This is a genomic window from Pantoea sp. Fr+CA_20, from assembly GCF_024520835.1.
Taxonomy (GTDB): domain Bacteria; phylum Pseudomonadota; class Gammaproteobacteria; order Enterobacterales; family Enterobacteriaceae; genus Pantoea; species Pantoea allii.
In genome coordinates this window covers 223,695-244,685 of the sequence record NZ_JALNPN010000006.1, presented here as the reverse complement: position 1 = coordinate 244,685, position 20,991 = coordinate 223,695, and the positions used below count along the sequence as shown (strand labels likewise).

Sequence of the window (20,991 nt, the reverse complement as noted above, 5' to 3'; positions counted from 1 at the left end):
CGATTAACGATGCCTAAAAGCGCCATTATTCCGGCTGGCAGCGGTGTTCCGCTGGCGCCTTTCGTTCCAGGTACACTCGCCGATGGCGTGGTGTACGTTTCGGGTACATTGCCTTTTGATAAAGACAATAACGTCGTGCATGTCGGTGATGCCGCCGCGCAAACCCGTCACGTGCTGGAGATCATCAAAAGCGTGATTGAAACCGCAGGCGGCAGCATGGATGACGTCACCATGAACTCGATTTTTATCACCGACTGGGCAAATTACGGCGCGGTGAATCAGGTGTACGCCGAATACTTTCCGGGCGAAAAACCGGCCCGGTTCTGTATTCAGTGCGGCCTGGTGAAACCCGATGCGCTGATCGAAATCGCGTCTATTGCGCATATTGGCCGGTGATCCGTCCGAGTGTCCCCGTCCTCCTGAAGAGGAAACAGCATGTATTACAAGGTACTGGGTAGGAAAAATGCCGATGCAGAAACCGTGGTGCTCTCATCAGGGCTGGGGGGTTCTGGCAGTTTCTGGCAGCCACAGCTGGCGATGCTCGCGGAGCATTTCCGGGTGGTGGTCTATGACCAGCACGGCACAGGGCACAGTCAGGGCACCGTGCCTGCCGGTTACCGGATGGAGGACATGGCCGACGAACTGGCGAGCATGCTCAATGCGCTGGATATCAGCCGCTGCCATCTGGTCGGTCATGCTTTAGGCGGCATTATTGGCCTGCATCTTGCACTGCGTTATCCGATGCTGTTGCAAAGTCTGGTGGTGATTAACGGCTGGACGACGCTTAACAGTCAAACGCGTCGCTGCTTTCAAGTCCGGCAGAATTTGCTGCTTAATAGCGGTGTCGATGCCTACGTCCAGGCGCAGCCGCTGTTCCTGTATCCGGGCGACTGGCTGTCTGACCATGAGGCGTTATTGCAGGAAGAGCACACGCACCAGGTCGCGCATTTTCAGGGAATGGAAAACCTGCTGCACCGCCTGCAGGCACTAATGGAGTCTGATCTGACGGCGTCGCTTAAAGAGGTGATCGCGCCGACGCTGGCTTTCAGTTGTAAAGACGATTTGCTGGTGCCGTGGTCGTGTTCGGTCGATCTCGCTTCACGTCTTCCTCATGGCGAGCACCGACACATGTTGTACGGCGGTCATGCAATGAGCGTGACCGACCCCGATACGTTTAACCCGATTTTACTGGATTGGTTACTACGGCACTCATCGCAAGCGTCCGTTACGCCGTCCGGTTACATTTCCACGGAGACATCATGACCGACGCATTAACCGCCAGCGCACTGGCTACCTTATTCACTGAAGCCCGCACCCATAACGGCTGGCTGGATAAACCGGTGACAGGCGAACAGCTGAAAACGATTTACGCACTGGCGCGCATGGGGCCGACGTCGGCGAACTGCAGCCCGGCTCGTATCGTGTTTATTCAGAGTCAGGAAGCCAAAGAAAAACTGGCACCGGCACTTTCCAGCGGCAATCTGAAGAAAACCCTGAGCGCCCCGGTGACAGCGATTATTGCCTGGGACCCGGAGTTCTATGCGTTATTGCCTGAGCTGTTTCCTTCTGGTGATGCCCGTTCATGGTTCACCTCCAGCCCACAGCTGGCCCAGGATACCGCGTTTCGCAACAGCAGTTTGCAGGCTGCGTATCTGATTATGGCCTGCCGCGCGATCGGCCTGGATACCGGACCGATGTCCGGTTTCGATAACGCCAAAGTCGATGAAACGTTTCTGGCGCAGGAAGGCTGGAAATCCAATTTTCTGATCAACATCGGTTACGGCGACAGCAGCAAACTGTATCCGCGCGCGCCGCGCCTTGATTTCGACCGCGCCTGCCGCGTGTTGTAAGCATCATTGATTAATTCTGAGGACCGGACCATGCAATCAACCCTGAACGCCACACTGCCCGCCATCGATGCGCCTGAAGTTGCAAAACAGGCGGCTGTAGAAAAACAGGAATACCGTGATGCGATGGCGTGCGTCGGTTCCGCTGTCAATATCATCACCACCGACGGCCCTGGCGGGCGGGCAGGGTTCACTGCCTCCGCCGTGTGCAGCGTAACCGATGCGCCGCCGACATTGCTGGTCTGCCTGAATCGCTCTGCGTCGGTGCATCAGGCATTTACGCAAAATCAGGTGTTATGTGTGAACACACTGGCCGATTGTCATGAGTCGCTGTCCGGTTTATTTGGGGGGAAAACGCCGATGGAGCAGCGCTTTGCCGCCGCCGAATGGACAGGTCTTGCCACCGGTTCACCGATCCTCACCAACGCGCTGGTGTCGTTTGACTGCACCATTACGCAGATCACCCGCGTCGGCACCCACGATATTTTGTTTTGTGAAGTCGTTGCACTCCAACGCAACGATGACTGCCACGGACTGGCGTATTTCGATCGACGCTATCATCCGCTGATGCGTCAGACAGCCTGTTAACTCAGTCCTCCCTCAACACAGTAAGGGTCGTGCATGGCAAATACCTGGTTTCCGCAATGGCGTAAAAGAGAAGGCAATCTGGATGGTGCGGTGATCGCGCCGGATGAACGGCTGCCGTTGGGCGCAACGGTGATCATGGGGCTGCAACATACGGTGGCGATGTTTGGTGCCACCGTATTAATGCCATTGCTGATGGGGTTTGACGCCAATATGGCGATCCTGATGTCGGGCATCGGCACGCTACTGTTTTTTCTGGTGGTTGGCGGGCGCGTACCCAGTTATCTCGGTTCCAGTGCGGCGTTTGTCGGGCTGGTGATTGCGGTAACCGGCTACAGCGGTCACGGCGCGAATCCAAATATCGGCGTAGCGCTGGGCGGCATTATTGCCTGTGGCCTGATTTATACGCTGATCGGTTTTGTAGTCATGGCGGTCGGCACGCGCTGGATTGAACGCCTGATGCCGCCAGTGGTCACCGGGGCGGTGGTGATGGCGATTGGTCTGAACCTCGCGCCCATTGCGATTAACAGCGTATCGGCTTCATCGTTTGACAGTTGGATGGCGGTGATGACCGTGCTGTGTATCGGCTCGGTGGCGGTATTTACCCGTGGTCTGGTGCAGCGGCTGTTGCTGTTGCTGGGTCTGGTGGCGGCGTACCTGATTTATATGGCGATTACCAACGGCCTTGGGCTGGGTACACCGGTGAATTTCAGCGCAGTAGCCCAGGCACCCTGGTTTGGCGTACCCACCATTACCACACCGGTATTCAGCACTCACGCGATGCTGATGATTGCCCCGGTGGCGGTAATCCTTGTAGCGGAAAACCTTGGCCATATAAAAGCCGTGGCAGGGATGACGGGTAAAAACCTTGATCCTTATATGGGCCGCGCGTTTATCGGTGACGGCCTGGCGACCTTACTTTCGGCTTCAGCGGGCGGCACCGGCGTGACAACTTACGCTGAAAACATCGGCGTAATGGCCGTTACCAAAATTTACTCCACGCTGATTTTTGTCACCGCAGCGATCATCGCCATTGTATTGGGTTTCTCGCCCAAATTTGGCGCGCTGATCCACACCATTCCCGGCCCGGTGCTCGGCGGCGCGTCGATTGTGGTGTTCGGATTAATCGCCGTGGCGGGCGCCCGCATCTGGGTACAAAACCACGTCGATCTGGGGCTGAACGGTAATCTTATTATGGTGGCGGTCACGCTGGTACTTGGCGCGGGTAACTTTACCCTGACGCTCGGCGGCTTCAGCATGGGCGGTATCGGCACAGCGACTTTCGGCGCGATTTTGCTTAATGCATTTTTGAGCCGGAGCAAAATGGCAAGTGCACAGCCGGAGATAAAGACTGAGGCGGTGGTGAAGGAGTAAGCCTCTAATGGAGAGTTAAGAAGGGCGGGCAGGGAGTGTTTCTGAATGAAGAGCCGGGTGTTTTCGTCACGTCTAAAGCGTGGTGGGAAATGCCCTGCCTCATCTAACAGTGCACCTGCATCACGAGCAGGGATGCTCGCCATCTGGCAAATCATTACCGCCTGTTTCTGGTCATCCGGCAGTCTGACAAGCTGAATACGTGTTTCAGGTTGAGTGCGACCAGCTGCACCTTGAAATCCGTCCATAAATCAAAAAAACGAGCCTTGCCAGTGTGTGTCCGAAGTGTATACTTTTAACTCACACTCTGGAGGTGCGCATGAAATACAGAACTAACGTAACCATCGATAAAGAAGCCTATGAGGTTTTTTCATCTGCTGGCTTAAATCTCTCTGGAATGGTTAACGAACTTGTCATCAATGAGGCCCGCAGAATCCGAGCGGAACGCTGGAAAGAAGAAAACCGTGAAAGCATGAAAGCTTTCTCTGACTTTGTGGGAGAAGAGGGCTCGCTTTCTGATATGTACAGGAACTGGTAACGATGCAATTTGACGTTTACCCGCACATAAACGGAATAAAATACCCCTATCTTGTTGAAGTACAGAGCTATCTAATAGAAACACCAGGCCGTTTAATGGTTGTACCACTTGCACGTCCGAGCGAGTTCAAGGGGACAGGTGAACTCTATCCTCAAGTGCTTGTTAATGGCATCAAATACCGGGTTGTGACAACCGACGTGTCATCAGTCCCGATGAAAGCGTTAGGGGATAAAGTCGGTGATGTCAGACAGTATGAAGAGATAATCAAAAACGCGATTTTCAGGCTCTTTTGGGGGTTCTGACACGGTTTCTCATCGCGTCGATGGACGGCGAAAAAAACCTGCCATTGTTCTAAGTACCTGAAAATGTCATGTCGACGCGTCCACACAGCGCATTACGTCTCATTGAATTTAGAATTCGCTGGAGGTTTTTATCTGCCGCAAACAATTGCTCGCGGCAGAGAGTCGGAAACCCAGCAACGCTATTCGGTAATAAACCTGAAAGCAGAGATTACGTAATCAGGCTGCGATCGTTCCAGAGTCGAAATCCACCTTCGAACGCCAGAGTGTTGTCGCCTTTGCGGCACTTTGGCGGAAGTGAAGCGAGTTTATCCACATTGCCGCCACCCAGCACCACGTAGTCAGGCTCCAGGGCTTTGGTCAGCATCTCCACGACATCGAAAACCCGCTCCTGCCATTTTTTGTTTCCCTTATCTTTTCGATAGGCTTCGCTCACATAGTGTTCGTAGCTGTTGCCCTTGCGGTAGGGTAGATGACCAATCTCCATGGGTTGAGCGACATTCTCGACGATCATGGCAGCACCCAGTCCGGTGCCGAGACCGAGGAACAGCATTCGTCCTCCCTGATAGGAGCCGAGCGCCTGCATCAGGGCGTCATTGACGACACGGACAGGGCAGCCAAATGCGTCCGCATAGTTAAACCCCACCCAGCCCTCACCCAGGTTGGCGGGCTCACTGAGCGGTTTGTCGTGCGCCACTGGACCGGGAAAACCCATCGCGATCACATCGTAAGTCATGCCTTCAGCCATGGCCTTGACCGCCGCAACCATGTCAGCTGCAGACATGGTCTTTCCGCTTTCTGCCTTCTTTTCCTCACCGCCAGCGCTGGAGAGGATCTTCACATGACTTCCGCCGATGTCGATGGACAGAACGATAGGCTCTTTCTTTTTTAAAGTATGCTTTGTCATTTATATTTATCCATCAGCTCAAACGGGGTCAAACCAGCCGCCGGGGGGCGCAAAGTCCGCCATCGCGGCGGGTCCCCAGGTCCCTGGCTTGTAGGCAGCGGGAACGGTTTTCTCATCCAGTATCGGCTCGACGATCTTCCAGGCCAGTTCCGCTGCATCTTGCCTGGTGAAAAGCTGCCTGTCTCCAGCCATGGCATCTTCGATCAGCCGCTCATAAGGCAGCATATCGCCAATACCATCGTCAAGCGCCGTTAGCTCGATGGCTTCACCTCGCATCTTTTCGCCGGCAGCCTTGCGTCGCGCGCCAATGCCGATCGTAATATCCGGGCCGAGACGAAAGCGGATATAGTTGGCAGGTTCGTCGGTAATGTCATCGAAAAGGGTAACCGGCGGTCGCCTGAAGCGCACGACCACTTCCGTCGCATGTGCAGGCAAATTTTTGCCGGCACGGATATAAAAGGGAACGCCACTCCAGCGCCATGTTGCAATGTGGAAGCGAACTGCAGCGAAGGTCTCCGTCGGAGATAAAGAGGCGACGCCCGGTTCATCGGTATAGCCTTCAAACTGACCACGAACCACGTCAGCGTCTGACAGGGGCGGCATGGCCTTTAGCACCTGTACCTTCTCATCAACCAGATCGTCGGACGCGCCGGACGCGGGAGGTTCCATGGCAAGCAACAGCAGCACATTGACCAGATGGTTCTGAATCACGTCGCGAATGCAGCCAACTTCGTCATAGAATTTGCCGCGTCCCTTAATGCCGAAGTCCTCGGCCATGGTGATCTGAACGCTTTCGACATGATCGCGATTCCATATTGGTTCAAGGAAGCTGTTGGCAAAGCGAAAGTAGAGGAGATTCTGGATGGCTTCCTTACCCAGAAAGTGGTCGATGCGGAAAATCGCGTCCTCATCGAAAACCTTATGAAGCACGTTGTTCAGTTGTTTTGCCGACGCGAGATCGCGTCCGAACGGCTTTTCCACCATCAGGCGGGCACCTTTCGCGATACCTGCCTCTTCCAGACTGTTGGCGACAGTTTCGAAAAGGGAGGGCGGAATGGCAAGATAATAGAGCGGGTTATGATGGCCTGCCAGCGCATCCCGCAGCCCGTCGAATGTTGACTGAGTACGATAATCGCCGGAAACGTAGGACAGTCTGTCCGCCAGCTCGGCAAAGACCGTCTGATCAATGACATCGACATGCTTTTCAACCGCATCTCTTGCCCGCGCGATCAACTGATCACGCGTCCAGTCCTCAAATGCCACACCGATGATCGGCGTCTTGAGCGCGCCATGCTTCACCATTGCGTAGAGCGAAGGAAAGATCATCTTGTGGGCAAGGTCGCCGGTGACACCAAACACCACCAGCACATCTGATCGCTGCTGCGCCATTGCTGTGCTCCTCTACGTTACCTGGTTTTTTCCAAATGGCCGCCGAAGGCATGCCGCATGGCTGAGAGAACTTTTTCGGCAAACTGTGCTTCGCCACGAGAAGAGAAGCGCCCGAAGAGGGCCGATGCAAGAACCGGAGCAGGGACGCCCGTTTCCACCGCCGCCTGCAATGTCCAGCGGCCCTCGCCGGAATCGGACACACGGCCATCATAATTGTCGAGATGCGGGTTCTGTTTCAATGCCTCGGCTGTGAGATCCAGCAGCCAGGAGCCAATGACCGAGCCATGTCTCCATACCTCTGTAACAGCGGGAAGATCGACATCGAAACGATAATATTGCGGGTGGGAAAGGGGTGCAGTTTCCGCATCAGCCTCTCGCTCGACGGTCCCGGCATTAGCGGCTTTCAATATGTTCAGGCCTTCGGCATAGGCAGCCATCACACCATATTCAATGCCATTGTGTACCATCTTGACGAAGTGTCCGGCGCCTGCCGGTCCGCAATGAAGATAGCCTCTTGGAGCCGTGCCCACGGCCGGGTCTTCCGCGATGCTCTGACCCGCACCGGGCGCAAGTGATGCAAAAATCGGGTCCAGGCGTTTTACAGCCGCCTGCGGGCCCCCAATCATAAGGGAATAGCCACGCTCCAGGCCCCAAACGCCACCCGATGTGCCGACGTCGATATAGTCGATGCCAAGAGATGAAAACTCCTCGGACAGGTCGATAGCCTCACGGTAAAAGGAGTTGCCGCCATCAATGATGGCGTCGCCCTTGGTAAGCGTTGATGCGAAGTCCCGCGCAATCTTCGGTGTGATCGCGGCAGGAAGCATGAGCCAGACCGCGCGCGGCGTCTCCAGCTTAGCAATAAGATCCGCTGGCGATGACGCGCCGGTTGCTCCCTCTTTGATGAGTGCTTCAACGTTATCGGCGTTCACGTCGAAAACGACGCAATCGTGGCCCTGTTTAAGAAGGCGGCGTACCATGTTGGCGCCCATGCGCCCGAGACCTACCATTCCAATCTGCATATCATTTTCCATTATCGATGCGTGTTTGATCTTCCTGTTCATTCACGACGTGAACGGTAAAGTCGGTGTGTTCCCAGTGTCCGACGTCAGGCCAGTAGAAGGTGAAGACAACGCAGGTTCCTGCGTCTTCATGTTGCAAAGGCAGGTCGACATAATAGGTTTTCAGCCCGGAACTGACTGCAGGCGTGTCAGAGACGGTAGCCCAGCCATCCGTGCTCCAGTGCACCAGGGCGTTCGCTTCCGTTTCCAGCCTCAATTGCTTCCCGACAGGAAGCGAGGTCAGGCGGTTGTTAAAGCGCCATATGCGCAAATGCGATGCGGTCTTATTTCTGATATAGCGCTCGACGCCTTGTGGTGGCATATCGAAGACCGCGCCATCGTGGAGCGATCGCAGGAGTTTGATATGTTCGGAATGCGCCCAGACAAGCGGCATGGCGCTCCCGGAAGGCCGCCCGAAGAACAGTTCCTTTTCGGGAATATCGGGGCCGTCCCATATCTGTTCTGGTAACAGCCCGCCCGGGCCTGCCGATTTTTCCAGCGTGGATAATAGCGCCTCAGCCACATCATGCCTGCCCGCTGCCAGCTCGTAATGCGCACGTTCGCCGGCCAGCAAAGGCCAGGGACGTCCCTGGCCGATACCATCGAACGGCGCGCCGTCTTCATGCTCGCCATAGCCGTCGCCGGTATACCGATACCATAGTGGACCCTGGGGTAGATCGACACGAAGACTGTGGTCGATTGCCTTTATCGTATCAACGATGTGCGGATCGTCAGCGGCGCGCAGCCCAAAACGCACTAACGCCAAAGCATCCGGGCTCAGTACATCGGTTGTCGACAGAAGCGCCCGATCCGGCGTCTGGTTGCGGATCTCGGTATTGCCGGATGCACTGGCCTCATCTGTTACGCCCGACGGAGCAATGCGGACATAGTGACCGGAAATACCGATCGAGCCGCAGAAATTTGGCTCTCCCGCAAAGGTCCATTTTTCAATCTGTTCATTCCAGCAGTCCGCAGTTTCTCGCAGGTGATTTGCCGCCGCCTCGTCTCCATCGACAGAAATCAGGTCTGCGGCAGCAAGAAGGGCGCTAACCTCTACCGCCAGGGTAAAGGGGCTGTAGCCCGAGTCTTCCTCCCAGCGGTCCTCGCTGGTCGTCGGGCCGTTGGTCAGAATGTAGCTGGCCGCGCTGCGCAGCATTGGCATAAAATGTTTCTGCGCTTTCTTGTCGAGATGACCGAGTCGACGCAACATATCGGTTAGCAGAATGGGGAAGGCGCACTCATCCATCTGGATACCGGACCAGTAGGGTTTTCCATCGAGCCACAGGTTCTGTGGCCAGCGCCCGGAGGGCTCTTGAACGTGCCGGAGATATTCGAGAATAGCGAGTGCTGCGTCGACGTCGCCAGCGGCCAGGAAACCCCCTGCCGTTTCAACCAGGTCGCGCGGCCAGACCAGATGATAGCCGCCAAGATCGTCATCGCCCTTCGAAAATCCCCAGGGTATTGTCAGGCTCGCGACAACGGCGCCGGGGGAATCGGCGTCTCTGTGCGAGGCCAGAACTGCTGTTGAAACCCGGTATGTATTTACGCCGTTCCGCTCTTCCTGGTCGAGTGGCATGAGCTTGTCCTGCCACGCTTGCCAGTTGCCGATATAGTGATTCCGCGCGGTGTCAAAGCCCGCTTTCAGACTGGCGGTTGCCGCCGCTGCGGCCTCGAATTCCGTCGGGCCGAAACCAACAGCCAGCGTGGCTTCACGGCAGTTGCTTGTGAACACCAGTTCCCCAGCAAGCGCGACATTGCCGTCATCCGCGCGCTGGTATTGGTTGGCGATGCGTCCGTGTTTTTTCAGCTGTTGCCAGCCGTCTGAAGTACCGACAAAACCCGCACTCACTGCTGTCCAGGGTAGGTCGCAGACGAGTGCCAGGTAGCAAGAGCGACCCGTGGCAAAAAGCACGGGCTTGTCTTCAAATTCGCCGATCCATGCAGCGTTCATTTGTCCCGCATTCACCAGATGGGGTGCAAGCAGTGCGGTGACCTTGTAATCCTCGATATCACCCTTCAGAGCGATGAAACGGACGCGTTGCAGCACGCAGGCACGAGCCGGATCTGTAATGATGTCCTTTTCAAGCCTGTAACGTCCGTCACGGGACGTGTTGCTGATTGAAAAGGCCGGAATGCCTGGCGAGCAGGTATTGATTTCGGTCGAGCAATCGCGCTTTTCTTCGGAAAAATACCCTTCCGGCCCCGTGATGACGAAAACGAAATCACGGGTGCAGGCGCTGTCGACGCGCGGATAATAGATTTCGTTGAGAACACCATGGCTTAAGGAGAACCAGACAGGGGAGTCTGTTGAAAGGGCCGTGCCGATTCCGCTCTTGGCACTTGATGTCCAGCGGGGTGCGATACCCGGCGCTCCCGGGGCGGAATCAACTTTAGCGCTTATTTGCTGGTCGCCCTGTCTCATGCACTTTTGCAACGGCAGGGCGTCGCTGTCAGAATCTGCCATTTTTAGGCTACCTTGGCTGTATGCGTAGAAAAATCTCAACCACGAGATTGCGGATAAAATCCTGTCTTCTCGCGGGCAAGACTGAAATATTTCTATACCAAAGCAAATTGCTTCAACGTAATTTTTTGCGATTTTAATATCAGAGACAATATTGTTATAGCTGGTGTAGCTTTTTGGGTCAACTACCTGAAAAGTTTCAATACAATTGAAAGTGTAAAAACAAAAAAACATCTTAGTCATTAAGGATAAATAATCAATTAAGTATTAACTAAGCCTTTCGCACTCAAGCCAGCAGCAGGGAGAAATCAATTTTTATTTTATCTCATTGACTAATGGATGGTTACTGCAGAGGACACACTGACATTGTTCTGACATGACGGAACCTGTACGCCAGGAGGCTTAAATGTGGTTTTTTGCACAAAAATACCCTCAGTCTCCCGGGTATGTATTTCGCTTGAAGTTTATGATGAGCAGATGTTCGGTTCCACACCAGATGTAAATTTCGGTAGCGTATTTTTACACTCTGAATTCAGACGGGTTCTGTTTTTCATCAGCATTAGCTGAACCAACGATGCCCGCGACATAATTTTGCGCCTGAGCCACCATCCTTTCAGCAATGGCAGGCACCCGATGCGAAATGACGCCTGTTCATTTCAATATTATTTAATCGGGATTGTCTGAAGCCATTATCTGAGGCGCACTGAATTCAGAACAGGAGAAACATTGTCGATTAATTATAAGGGCAGGGTGAGTAATACACGGATGAATAGCTTCTTGATCATTTTATATATCCTGATGCGACTATTATTGAGTCAGATAATTTTTGAGTCATCTTCGATGAGGCGCTTAAATTATTTAAGGGTTTTATCTTTCTCTTAAGGCATTCCCTTCAAAACATAAAAATAGAGGTCGTTAAATACCATTACAAAGAAAATCTATTGCCGCTTTAATCACTGTCTGATAAGGCGATGCGTCACAGAACAGTGGGCCTGACGCATGAGCCGGGATACTCGCCATCTCGTGGGTCATCACCGCATATTCAGGCTCATCTGACAGTCTCACAAGCGGGATAAGTCTTTCCGGTCGGGTGCGACCTGGATACTTTCAACGGGCAGAAGAGGGATAACAATCCTGTGATTTCACTGGCCAATGAAGTCGCGGATTTTATCACGCAGCAAGGAACAGAGAGTACGTTTTCCCATATTGCGGTAGACAGTGAACTAAATTATTAAAACGCCTGTAATCATCACTGAAGCAACTATTTTCATCGTGAAAACAGTTTAATGCATCAAGCGCTTCAGTGTTTTCTTCCTGGTACTTGCGTGCTTTATATTGACGCAGTTCGGCGTCAAGCGCGGCACTAAGATTGATTCCGGCCTCACGTGCACGGCCAAGTAAGTTACGTACGTTCTACTGTCATCGTGACAATTTGTGGGACTCGCTGTTTTCCAGACATAATTAGCTCGCGTCTGACTCCGTCCAGACTACACGGCTTATTTAAGCGTAATATTAACGCGGCTGACAACGCTATGTGAATTCTGCGAAATCCGCAGGGGATTTATGGGCCAGTTTTCGCGTAGCGCGATCGGTGCAGAACAGGCTTTAGGACGAAAAGGTACGCAGGTGAGGAGCCAGTGATGCCGGGGAGCCATCTGAGTGCGTAACTGGACACCTTATTTAACATAAGATAGATTATGCGCACCTATATGATAATGGCTAAATTCAGATGTTTGCCTCTGGTTATATTGAGATGTCCGCATTATCGTCCTTTTTCCAGGCTTTCACAGCTGAGAACGCAACTGATGACGGCTTAGAATTCGGGGTGCATTACAATGAATGACGTTCCCCGCCTTAAAGTGGTTCATGACTTTGCCACCTTTTCTCATGGAACTCTGCTTAAGCACCTGCGCCCGCTGACGGATATCGGTCAGCAGGCGCAGGATATTTAGACCTTTGCGACAATTCGTCGCCAGGGATAGTCAGATGTACATTAGATCCCCGCCAGATTAAGCATTATCCTCAATAATCACCGCTACGCACTGTCCTGCGCGTACTGCGCTGCCCGGTTGCACATTAACCTGCTGGATCACGCCGTCGCAGGGTGCCAGAAGCGGAATCTCCATCTTCATCGATTCCAGCACAACCAGAACATCGCCCGCGCGCACCCGGCTACCCACAGTGGTTTGCACTTGCCATAAATTGCCGGAAACAGGGCTTTCCACCCCCTGTTCACCCGGCTGTAGCGGCGCATCGCCGACTTCATCAGCCACAATCTCCTGACTGTCAAAATGGGCCTGGCCGCTGGCGATCCAACGGTCGCGTTCAGCATTAAACGCCTGCCGCTGATGGTCGCGAAACGCAGTGATGCTCTGTGCTTCGCGTGCGAGGAACTGCTGATATTCTGCTAACCGTAGCGTGCTGTGTTCAATACGCAGCGGATAGCGGCCAAGTGGAAAATCACGACGAATATGCAGAAGTTCCTCTGCCGATACGGGATAAAAGCGTAGCTGATCGAAAAAACGCAACAGCCAGGGTTGACCGGCAAAATCAGCGACGTTGTGATATCGATTCCACATCTGAAGCGTGCGGCCCACAAACTGGTAGCCGCCAGGCCCTTCCATGCCGTAAACGCACAGATAGGCACCGCCAATGCCAACCGAGTTCTCGGCCGTCCAGGTGCGCGCCGGATTGTATTTGGTAGTGACCAGACGATGGCGCGGATCAAGCGGCGTCGCGACTGGCGCACCGAGATACACATCACCCAGCCCCATCACCAGGTAGCTGGCTTCAAACACCGTATTCCATACTGCTTCTTCATCAGGCAGATCGTTAATCCGGCGGATAAACTCAAGGTTACTCGGGCACCACGGCGCGTCATGGCGTACGGTGGTCATATATTTCTCTATGGCTTTCCGGCAGGCCGGATCATCCCAGGAAAGCGGCAAATGCACCACGCGTGTGGGTACCTGCAGGTCGTCGCTAACGCATACTGCCGCCCATTCATCGCGCACCCAGGTCAGCAGCGAGGCCAGCGTCAGGGTTTCAGGCTGAAAATGGATTTGCAGTGAACGAATCCCTGGCGTGATATCAATTACGCCCTTTCGGGATGGCGCTTCCAGTGCCTGCATCAAGGCGTGAATACGAAAACGCAGCACCAGATCCAGCTCCGGCTCGCCTGCCTCAAGGAGCAAATGGGTGTCGCCGGAAAGGCGCGCCACCAGGCGTTTATCTGCCTCGCCGCAGGTCATGATGATCGGTGACGTCAAGGGAGCCGGTTGCCAGGCGATTTTCTGCACCTTGAGCGTGGCTAACTCGTTGCGTCGTCCTTCAGCCAGTCGGCGGGCGGTAGCTAAATCCACGGCCACAAAACGCACTTTATCGCCGGCTTTAAGTTGCCCTAACTGCCAGAGGTCAGCTTCTATCACTGTCACCGGGCAGACAAAACCGCCCAGGCTGGGGCCATCCGGCCCCAGAATCACCGGCATATCGCCTGTAAAATCTACGGCACCGACGGCGTAAGGATTATCGTGAATATTCGACGGATGCAGCCCCGCTTCTCCCCCGCTGTCGCGCGCCCAGATCGGCTTTGGCCCGATCAGGCGCACACCGGTACGGCTGGAGTTAAAATGCACTTCCCAGTCTGTCGCAAAGAAAGTCGCAATATATTCTGGCTCGAAGAACTCCGGCGCGCCATGCGGGCCATAAATCACCCGCAGCGTACGCACCTGCGGGAGTGCCGTACGCAGCGCGATGGGCAGCGTTGCACTGGTCTGGCTGGCAGCTCGCGGAGCCAGATGCAACACATCGCCGCCGCGCAGCGCCCGTCCGGCGTGACCGCCAAACTGACCAAGCGTAAACGTGCTTTTACTGCCCAAATAATCCGGCACCTGAATGCCGCCGCTCAGACAGAGATAGCTTCTGACGCCCGCGTGGCTAATCGCGCCCAGCTTCAGCGTTGCGCCAGCCGGAATGCTAAAAACACAGTCCATCGGCACAGCAACATCCTCTAGCGTGGCAGCCAGGGGCGCACCACATATCACCGCCTGAACGTCGGTATTAAATTTCAAAGTTGGCCCCATAAGGGTGATTTCCAGCGCGGCTTCCCCTTCGGCATTGCCCAAAAGCCGATTGCCGAAACGCAGGGCGCGGTCATCCATCGGCCCCGACGGCGGCACGCCCACCGCCCAGTATCCCAGCCGCCCAGGGTAGTCCTGAACGCTGGTTTGGGTTCCGGCACTCAGCACCTCAACCGTGGCGGCTCGATAACACAGTTGCTCAAGACAGCGGGTCCAGGGTTCGCCTGTGGCAAAGGGAGCGAACGCCAAAATTTGCATCAGGTACAAGCGATTAGTTTCTACGCCGTATAACCGGGTCTCCGCCAGCGCCTGCGTCAGCGTGGCGATAGCCTCATTGCGGATGGGACGCCAGGCGATGGTTTTTGCCAGCATAGGATCAAAAAACGGGGGGACTTCGCATCCCGCTTCGACCCAGCGGTCAATACGTAGCGTTTCACCATCGGCAGGCGGGAAGACGACTTCGGTTAACAGGCCGGGCGAAGGCTGGAACTGTCGGCCAGGATCTTCCGCATAAATTCTTGCCTGAATAGCATGCCCCTGTGGTTTTAGCCCGGCAAATAAGTCATCCAGTGGGGGCAAATCGCCCGCCGCCAGTTCAATCATCCATCGCACCAGATCAACGCCCCAGACCTGCTCCGTTACACCATGCTCCACCTGAAGGCGCGTATTTACTTCAAGAAAATAAAACTGCTGCGCCACGCTGTCATAGACAAACTCAACCGTTCCAGCGCTGCGATAGTTTACGGCTTTGCCCAGTGAAATGGCCGCCGCGCAGAGCGCCTGCGCCATGCCTTCAGGGAGATTGGGTGCCGGCGTCTCTTCAATCACTTTCTGATTACGCCGCTGTACCGAACAGTCACGTACGCCTAAGGCGATAACCTCCCCCTGCCCATCGCCGAAAATCTGAACCTCAAGATGACGGGCGCGCTCGATGTATTTTTCAAGAAACACGCCGGCATCGCTGAAGTTGTTTTGCCCCAGCCGCTGGACCGTTTCAAACGCCTCCGCCAGTTCCTGCACATCCCGGCAGACGCGCATACCAATTCCGCCGCCTCCGGCGGTACTTTTGAGCATCACTGGATAGCCTACCGCCTCTGCTGCGCGGCTGGCGTCGTCGATATCAGCCAGCAGTTCACTCCCTTCCAGCAGCGGTACACCTTCTGCTTTGGCCAGGGCTCGGGCGGTGTGTTTCAGGCCAAAGGTACGCAGCTGCTGTGGCGTTGGCCCGACAAAAATCAGCCCTGCTTTTTCACAGGCTTCGGCGAATGCGGCGTTTTCTGAGAGAAAACCGTAGCCAGGGTGAATCGCGTTGGCCCCGCTTTGCTGCGCCGCGGCGATGATTTTTTCAGCCACCAGATAGGTTTGCATCGCCGGGCCGTCACCGAGGCTTAAAGCTTCATCCGCATCGCGGATATGCAGACTGCTCAGGTCTGCTTCAGAGTACACGGCGACGCCCTTCACCTGCATGGCGCGCAGGGTACGCAAGATGCGGCAGGCGATCGCGCCGCGATTGGCAATCAGTAAGCTATCAAACATAAGCGGAACTCTCAGGGAAGCGGGCCGTCCCGCAACATTCGATGTCCCCCTGGGGCCGTCCCCGGGGCCAACCGGCACGTAAGATGGGTGCGTCGGTGTACGTGTTCAGGTGGTCGGTGCTAACAGCGAAAAGCCGGAAGGCCAGACATCGCTGTTACTGCCGTTGACTCAGTTCCATACCAGCACCTCTGCAGGCGTAGGGTTCCAGCCATTGCAGGGGTTGTTCAACTGCGGACAGTTGGAGATCAGCACCACGGTGTTACACTCGGCAAACAACTCAACGTATTTTCCTGCGGCCGATATACCGTCCTCAAAGGTCAGGCTGCCTTCCGGCGTCACGGGGACATTCATAAAAAAGTTGATATTGGCACCGATATCGCGCTTATGCAGGCGGCCATCGTGTAGGCAGGCGCAGAGAAAATTATCCCGGCAACTGTGCATATAGCGTTTGTCGTGGGCATAGCGCACGGTATTACTCTCCTGCGCGCAGGCACCACCAAGGGTATCGTGGCGTCCACAGGTATCGGCAACGATGGTCAGCAGCGGATTGCCGAGATTTGAATAGAGGACGCTGCCCGCCGTCAGGTAAGCGTTACCTTGACGACGTAGCGTGCGCTGCGGATCGTAGCGTTCGCGTGGGTTATCAGCATTGTAAAACAGCGTATCAATCGCCTGATTGCCTTCGAGGTCGAGCAGGCGCAGCGTTTGCCCTTTCTTTACCTCAAATAGCCAGGGCTCTCCCGCCGGGATCACATGGCGATAAACGGCATCTTCAGGACGACGGTTACTGTTGATAAGAGTCATCACAGCCTCCTTACAGGGAAAAGAGTTGGGTATTGAGGAACGCGCGCTGATTTTCATCGCGTGTGAATAGCGCTTCCGTCACTGCCTGCACATCGTCAGCCTGATACCAGCTCAGTTGGATCGGGCGCGGATCGTATTCAGCGGCAGGGTCCTGAGGATGTGGCAGCGCAGTCAGTACTATCAGCGCATCCATAGGTGAAAACAGCTCGACGTAATCCCCCGCGCGACTATTGTCCCGGTGAAACGTGAAACGGCCGTCTTTATCAACGCTCACTTTGCTGAAGAAGTTGACAACCATCAGCAAATCTTCAAGGCCCAGATCCCATTTGCCCATCTCCACCAGGAGATTATCGACACCGTTGTGGTAGAAGCCGTTACGCAGTTCCTGGTAGCGGCCCGTACCGTACTTATTGCGCGTTTCCTCCGCATTGAGTACCCCGCCGAACGGGTCGTGCCAGCCGCAACTATCCGCGACAATACCGGCCAACACACGGCCCATATCGGAATAGAAGCAATGCCCGGCTGTCAGGCGAGCGGTATGTTGGCCCTTAAGCGTATCCGGCAGATTCAGGCGTTCACTTTTTTCGTGCGGATTAAGCATCATCATGCTGACGTTAGCCCCGCCGTCGATATCGGTCAGGCGCAGAATTTGCCCCTTGCGCAAAATGAACGAGGTATGCGCCCCGCCGGGAAGCCGCTCTTCGCGCAGGCTGGGTGAGGAGTGAAAAAGTGCGGTCATCAAACTATCTCCTTAATGCATAAAGATTATTGTTGCTACCGGTTACCAGTTGCGCCATGCGCGCCTCATTGAGCGGGATGTCGTAAGTCACGCGCGCGCCCCATGCGTTGGGTGCCTGGGGGTCAAGGCGCACTTTGTCGAAAACCAGCAGCCGGGTGCCCAGGTTGAAGCCTTCCGCAAGATCGTGGGTGACCATAAACACCGTCATTCGGGTTTCGCTCCACAGCTGGAGCAGCAGCGCATGCATATCTTTGCGAATGCCGGGGTCCAGCGCGCCGAAAGGCTCATCAAGCAGCAGCACCCGCGGCTGCATGACGAAAGCCTGGGCAATCGCCAACCGCTGCTGCATCCCGCCGGAAAGCTGCGCCGGGTATTTATCGAGCGCGTGCCCTAGCCCTACTTTCTCCAGCATCAGTTGCGCCCGCTGACGGGCATCGCGTTTTCTTGCGCCAAACAAACGACCAAACAGCGGTGAAGCCGCCAGTTCGAGACCAATGGCGACGTTATCCAGTACGTTAAGATGTGGAAATACTGAATAGCGCTGGAATACCACGCCACGGCTGCGATCGGGTTCCGCCGCCAGCGTCTTGCCATCGAGCATGATTTCTCCCCTGGTTGGCTTTTCCTGGCCAAGCAACAGACGTAAAAACGTCGATTTACCGCAGCCGGACGCGCCAACCATTGAGCAGAACTCGCCCTCTTTCACCTGCAAATTGATGCGCTCCAGCACCACGTGGTCACCGTATTCCTGCCAGATATTTTTGATATCGATAAAACTCATCCCTGGCCTCCTTCCGCCCACTTGAAGCAGGTTTTATGCAATTGCCTTAAGGCCAAATCCATCAGCCACGCGATGAGCGTTATCCAGATGACATAAGGAATAATCACGTCCATCGCCATGTAGCGGCGAACCAGGAAAATGCGGTAACCCAGACCGGCAGTAGCGGAAATCGCCTCACCGGAGATCAAAAACAGCCAGGCCGATCCCAGCAGCAGTCGCAACGAGGTAATAAGGCGCGATAAAAGCTGGGGTAGCACTACCCGCAGGACGACCGTCCAGCTATTAGCACCAAGGGTTTGCGCTTTGATAAACAGCTCTGCGGGGATTTCCCGCGCGCGCTGTTCAAGGTCACGCGCCAGCATTGGTGTAATGCCGATAACGATGAGCATGACTTTCGATAGCTCATCTAACCCGAAAACGATAAACAGCACCGGCAGGATAGCCAGCGGTGGGATCATCGAAATCACGGTCATGAGCGGCGAGAGCGCCGCGCGATACAACGGGAAGACGCCAGCGGCGATACCAATACACAAGCCAATCAGCGAAGAGAGCGTCAGGCCAATCAGCAAACGGCTGAGGCTAATCAGCGTGTCAGCCCACAGCAGATAATCACCACTGCGCTTATCGGGGGTCAATGCCATCCGGTCAACGGCTGCGATCATTTGTGACAGACCAGGCAGCAGCTTGTCCTGCGGATTAGCCTCCAGCCGCACCGCCGAACCGATAAACCAGGTGGCGATCAATAACACAAACGGCAATAGCATTAGCGTCAGGCGCATCCCCTGTCGGGGATGGCGATTGATGTGGCGCATGACATGAACTCCCGAGATCAGTTATTACAGCTTGCCCGCAGCAGCCATCTTCAGATAGCTGTCGTCGAAACGCAGTTTGATGTTTGCTGTATCGCCGACGGTGGTGTTGCCGGGAAACATCATGCCGATAAAGTCAGCACTTTGTGCGCCCTCTCCCAGCAATCCTTTATCGAAGGAGAATGTTGCAACCCGCTGCATGGTTTTCGCCAGATCCGGCGAGGAGATAAAGGTCAGCGTGTCGGCAGGCGTCCAGAACAGATGGGTCGTTTTCAGCTGTGCTTTGTAACCGGCGAGGTCAATGCCGGAATCGGCAGCCATAGCACTCAGCGCCTGCGTATCGCCAGCCTGCATTTTGCTCATCATTTCAAACCAGGCACCGGTCAGCGCTTTGCCCAAGGCGGGATTATCTTTTAAGGTTTGGGTATTCACGACCATCATATCAATCAGTTCGCCGGGCACTTCCGAAGAGCTGAACACTTCTGTGGTTTGTGGGGTCTTTTTGATAACCGAAAGCTGTGGATTCCAGGCCACTGCCGCCCGTACGTTGCTGGTGCCGAAAGCCGAGACAATATCCGCATCTGAGGTATTGACGACTTTAACGTCTTTTTCCTGCAGTCCGGCTTTTTCCAGACCACGGACCAGCAAATAGTGCGACACCGAAAGCTCTGGCAGATAAACCGACATCCCTTTCAGATCGCTGAGTTTTTTATTCACCCCTTTTAGCACGACACCGTCATTACCCTCGGAATAGCTGCCGGTAATCAGTGCTGTCGTATCGACGCCGCCTGCTGCTGGGATGGTCAATGCATCCATATTGGTCATGGTGCAGCCGTCAAACTGACCCGCCGTGTACTGATTGATGGATTCGATATAGTCATTGAGTTGCACGATATTGATTTTGATGCCGTATTTACTGGCCCATTTATCGATGATTTTTTCGTTGCTGATGGTGCCCCAGGGCATCCAGCCCGCATAGATAGTCCAGCAGATGTTGAACTCTTTTTTTACTGCGGCGAGAGAGGGAAAGCTGGCCAGCAGCGCCAGCGACAGAAAAAGTGAGCGGAGGAGCGGCGATGTCTTCATTGTTAACCTCTGGTTGGCACAAAAAAAAACGGGAGCAGCGCGACACCCAAAGGTGCTGCTGTCTCCCGGGCTTTTGTCCCGCCGTGTAACCTCGCAGAGGTCGCCTGCTCTCGGACCAGACATTCACCTGTGTGAACCGGAACCCTAGCTGGCTATTCGATAACAAATTGTGTGATGCGCTGCTTTCTTTTAAAACTTTAGCAATTGGCGTGCCAGGAATTAAAGGGTGATAAATCAGTAGAATGCATAATTTAAGGACATCATGAGCACCAGAATGATGAGCGTTGAATGTGCGTTGCACATAATCAGTGCTGAGAGTGGCTTGTTTTGATAAAGGATGTGGGCGCTGCCAGGCGAGATATTGATCTCTTTGCCGTTAACAGAGCCGTTATCCATTAATCTCATTGACGAGTATCGTCAGGACAGATGACTCGGCCCTGGGTTTTAGACACAGTAAGAGCGTATACACATACGAGAATTTACGGCTGGGTTTCATGAAAGGCCGGTCGCTAAACTACGGGACGCAGTTGATTGTGTGAATAAAATTGAGCACTACCTCGTATTTTTCCACGCGGCCTCTACAAGTGAATCCTGGCCATGCAAGCCGATAACTGCACTCTGCATGCCAAAGGCTTAGTGAAACATAAACCCTGGTGATTGTATTTAATGAATACAATAATCCCTGTGTTTTCTCAGAAC

At 54.6% G+C, this 20,991-nt stretch carries 17 protein-coding genes, 2 pseudogenes and 1 riboswitch; of the genes and pseudogenes, 7 read left to right on the top strand and 12 right to left on the bottom strand.

The features are described 5' to 3' along the window. The first annotated feature begins 9 nt into the window (after positions 1–9). From rutC to NR177_RS10855, 7 genes are all read left to right on the top strand, one after another. Entirely contained in the window at positions 10–396 is a 387-nt protein-coding gene (rutC, locus tag NR177_RS10885; RefSeq protein WP_096011583.1) for a pyrimidine utilization protein C, read from the top strand. A gap of 39 nt (positions 397–435) precedes the next feature. Beyond that, the gene (gene rutD, locus NR177_RS10880) at positions 436–1,263 is read left to right on the top strand and encodes a pyrimidine utilization protein D (RefSeq protein ID WP_172896940.1); all 828 of its coding nucleotides are present in this window, start codon (positions 436–438) and stop codon (positions 1,261–1,263) included. Further along, complete coding sequence (locus NR177_RS10875) at positions 1,260–1,850, top strand: malonic semialdehyde reductase (RefSeq protein ID WP_063876879.1); 591 nt, start codon at positions 1,260–1,262, stop codon at positions 1,848–1,850. Before rutD ends, NR177_RS10875 begins: the two co-directional genes overlap by 4 nt. Before the next feature lie 30 nt (positions 1,851–1,880). Then, the gene (gene rutF / locus NR177_RS10870; protein ID WP_256852891.1) at positions 1,881–2,435 is read left to right on the top strand and encodes an NADH-dependent FMN reductase RutF; all 555 of its coding nucleotides are present in this window, start codon (positions 1,881–1,883) and stop codon (positions 2,433–2,435) included. A 33-nt stretch (positions 2,436–2,468) separates the two neighbouring features. Beyond that, positions 2,469–3,806, top strand: coding sequence for a pyrimidine utilization transport protein G (rutG, locus tag NR177_RS10865; RefSeq protein WP_063876877.1), 1,338 nt, complete (start codon positions 2,469–2,471; stop codon positions 3,804–3,806). Between the two features lie 316 nt (positions 3,807–4,122). After that, complete coding sequence (locus tag NR177_RS10860; protein WP_063877079.1) at positions 4,123–4,341, top strand: type II toxin-antitoxin system CcdA family antitoxin; 219 nt, start codon at positions 4,123–4,125, stop codon at positions 4,339–4,341. 2 nt (positions 4,342–4,343) lie between these two features. After that, on the top strand, positions 4,344–4,643 hold the full coding sequence (locus NR177_RS10855) for a CcdB family protein (protein WP_063877078.1): 300 nt from the start codon (positions 4,344–4,346) through the stop codon (positions 4,641–4,643). Between the two features lie 208 nt (positions 4,644–4,851). Here the strand turns inward: NR177_RS10855 and NR177_RS10850 are convergent, their stop codons facing one another. From NR177_RS10850 to NR177_RS10795, 12 genes and pseudogenes are all read right to left on the bottom strand, one after another. After that, the gene (locus tag NR177_RS10850) at positions 4,852–5,547 is read right to left on the bottom strand and encodes an ROK family protein (RefSeq protein WP_063877077.1); all 696 of its coding nucleotides are present in this window, start codon (positions 5,545–5,547) and stop codon (positions 4,852–4,854) included. A gap of 18 nt (positions 5,548–5,565) precedes the next feature. After that, complete coding sequence (gene zwf, locus NR177_RS10845; RefSeq protein WP_256852890.1) at positions 5,566–6,936, bottom strand: glucose-6-phosphate dehydrogenase; 1,371 nt, start codon at positions 6,934–6,936, stop codon at positions 5,566–5,568. Between the two features lie 17 nt (positions 6,937–6,953). Then, positions 6,954–7,958, bottom strand: coding sequence for a phosphogluconate dehydrogenase (NAD(+)-dependent, decarboxylating) (gnd, locus tag NR177_RS10840; RefSeq protein WP_256852889.1), 1,005 nt, complete (start codon positions 7,956–7,958; stop codon positions 6,954–6,956). Position 7,959: 1 nt separating this feature from the next. Next, positions 7,960–10,701, bottom strand: a complete 2,742-nt coding sequence (locus NR177_RS10835) for a glucan 1,4-alpha-glucosidase (RefSeq protein WP_256852888.1) — start codon at positions 10,699–10,701, stop codon at positions 7,960–7,962. 672 nt (positions 10,702–11,373) lie between these two features. Beyond that, positions 11,374–11,663: pseudogene (locus NR177_RS10830) on the bottom strand (CcdB family protein). 28 nt (positions 11,664–11,691) lie between these two features. Continuing rightward, positions 11,692–11,917, bottom strand: a pseudogene (locus tag NR177_RS10825) (type II toxin-antitoxin system CcdA family antitoxin); the annotation flags it as partial. Between the two features lie 550 nt (positions 11,918–12,467). After that, a complete protein-coding gene (gene uca, locus NR177_RS10820; protein ID WP_256852887.1) occupies positions 12,468–16,073 on the bottom strand; it encodes an urea carboxylase in 3,606 nt (1,201 codons plus the stop codon). Positions 16,074–16,241: 168 nt separating this feature from the next. Continuing rightward, the gene (locus tag NR177_RS10815) at positions 16,242–16,877 is read right to left on the bottom strand and encodes an urea amidolyase associated protein UAAP2 (RefSeq protein WP_256852886.1); all 636 of its coding nucleotides are present in this window, start codon (positions 16,875–16,877) and stop codon (positions 16,242–16,244) included. A gap of 10 nt (positions 16,878–16,887) precedes the next feature. Continuing rightward, complete coding sequence (locus NR177_RS10810) at positions 16,888–17,616, bottom strand: urea amidolyase associated protein UAAP1 (RefSeq protein WP_109717769.1); 729 nt, start codon at positions 17,614–17,616, stop codon at positions 16,888–16,890. Between the two features lie 4 nt (positions 17,617–17,620). Further along, positions 17,621–18,397 carry an ABC transporter ATP-binding protein gene (locus tag NR177_RS10805; protein WP_096011565.1) on the bottom strand — a complete coding sequence of 259 codons (777 nt, stop codon included), beginning with the start codon at positions 18,395–18,397 and terminating at the stop codon, positions 17,621–17,623. Further along, positions 18,394–19,209 carry an ABC transporter permease gene (locus NR177_RS10800; RefSeq protein WP_256852885.1) on the bottom strand — a complete coding sequence of 272 codons (816 nt, stop codon included), beginning with the start codon at positions 19,207–19,209 and terminating at the stop codon, positions 18,394–18,396. The genes NR177_RS10805 and NR177_RS10800 overlap by 4 nt, the downstream gene beginning before the upstream one ends. 24 nt (positions 19,210–19,233) lie before the next feature. After that, positions 19,234–20,292 carry a putative urea ABC transporter substrate-binding protein gene (locus NR177_RS10795; protein WP_256852884.1) on the bottom strand — a complete coding sequence of 353 codons (1,059 nt, stop codon included), beginning with the start codon at positions 20,290–20,292 and terminating at the stop codon, positions 19,234–19,236. A 60-nt stretch (positions 20,293–20,352) separates the two neighbouring features. Then, positions 20,353–20,451, bottom strand: a riboswitch (guanidine-I (ykkC/yxkD leader). Positions 20,452–20,991 lie beyond the last annotated feature (540 nt).

Bases quoted from the DNA above. Each gene is read 5' to 3' on its own strand.
- uca (WP_256852887.1), bottom strand. From the start codon at position 16,073: ATGTTTGATAGCTTACTGATTGCCAATCGCGGCGCGATCGCCTGCCGC.
- rutD (WP_172896940.1), top strand. From the start codon at position 436: ATGTATTACAAGGTACTGGGTAGGAAAAATGCCGATGCAGAAACCGTG.
- NR177_RS10860 (WP_063877079.1), top strand. From the start codon at position 4,123: ATGAAATACAGAACTAACGTAACCATCGATAAAGAAGCCTATGAGGTT.
- NR177_RS10805 (WP_096011565.1), bottom strand. From the start codon at position 18,397: ATGAGTTTTATCGATATCAAAAATATCTGGCAGGAATACGGTGACCAC.
- gnd (WP_256852889.1), bottom strand. From the start codon at position 7,958: ATGCAGATTGGAATGGTAGGTCTCGGGCGCATGGGCGCCAACATGGTA.
- NR177_RS10815 (WP_256852886.1), bottom strand. From the start codon at position 16,877: ATGACTCTTATCAACAGTAACCGTCGTCCTGAAGATGCCGTTTATCGC.
- rutF (WP_256852891.1), top strand. From the start codon at position 1,881: ATGCAATCAACCCTGAACGCCACACTGCCCGCCATCGATGCGCCTGAA.
- NR177_RS10800 (WP_256852885.1), bottom strand. From the start codon at position 19,209: ATGCGCCACATCAATCGCCATCCCCGACAGGGGATGCGCCTGACGCTA.
- rutG (WP_063876877.1), top strand. From the start codon at position 2,469: ATGGCAAATACCTGGTTTCCGCAATGGCGTAAAAGAGAAGGCAATCTG.
- NR177_RS10855 (WP_063877078.1), top strand. From the start codon at position 4,344: ATGCAATTTGACGTTTACCCGCACATAAACGGAATAAAATACCCCTAT.
- rutC (WP_096011583.1), top strand. From the start codon at position 10: ATGCCTAAAAGCGCCATTATTCCGGCTGGCAGCGGTGTTCCGCTGGCG.
- NR177_RS10795 (WP_256852884.1), bottom strand. From the start codon at position 20,292: ATGAAGACATCGCCGCTCCTCCGCTCACTTTTTCTGTCGCTGGCGCTG.
- zwf (WP_256852890.1), bottom strand. From the start codon at position 6,936: ATGGCGCAGCAGCGATCAGATGTGCTGGTGGTGTTTGGTGTCACCGGC.
- NR177_RS10875 (WP_063876879.1), top strand. From the start codon at position 1,260: ATGACCGACGCATTAACCGCCAGCGCACTGGCTACCTTATTCACTGAA.
- NR177_RS10810 (WP_109717769.1), bottom strand. From the start codon at position 17,616: ATGACCGCACTTTTTCACTCCTCACCCAGCCTGCGCGAAGAGCGGCTT.
- NR177_RS10835 (WP_256852888.1), bottom strand. From the start codon at position 10,701: ATGACTAAGATGTTTTTTTGTTTTTACACTTTCAATTGTATTGAAACT.
- NR177_RS10850 (WP_063877077.1), bottom strand. From the start codon at position 5,547: ATGACAAAGCATACTTTAAAAAAGAAAGAGCCTATCGTTCTGTCCATC.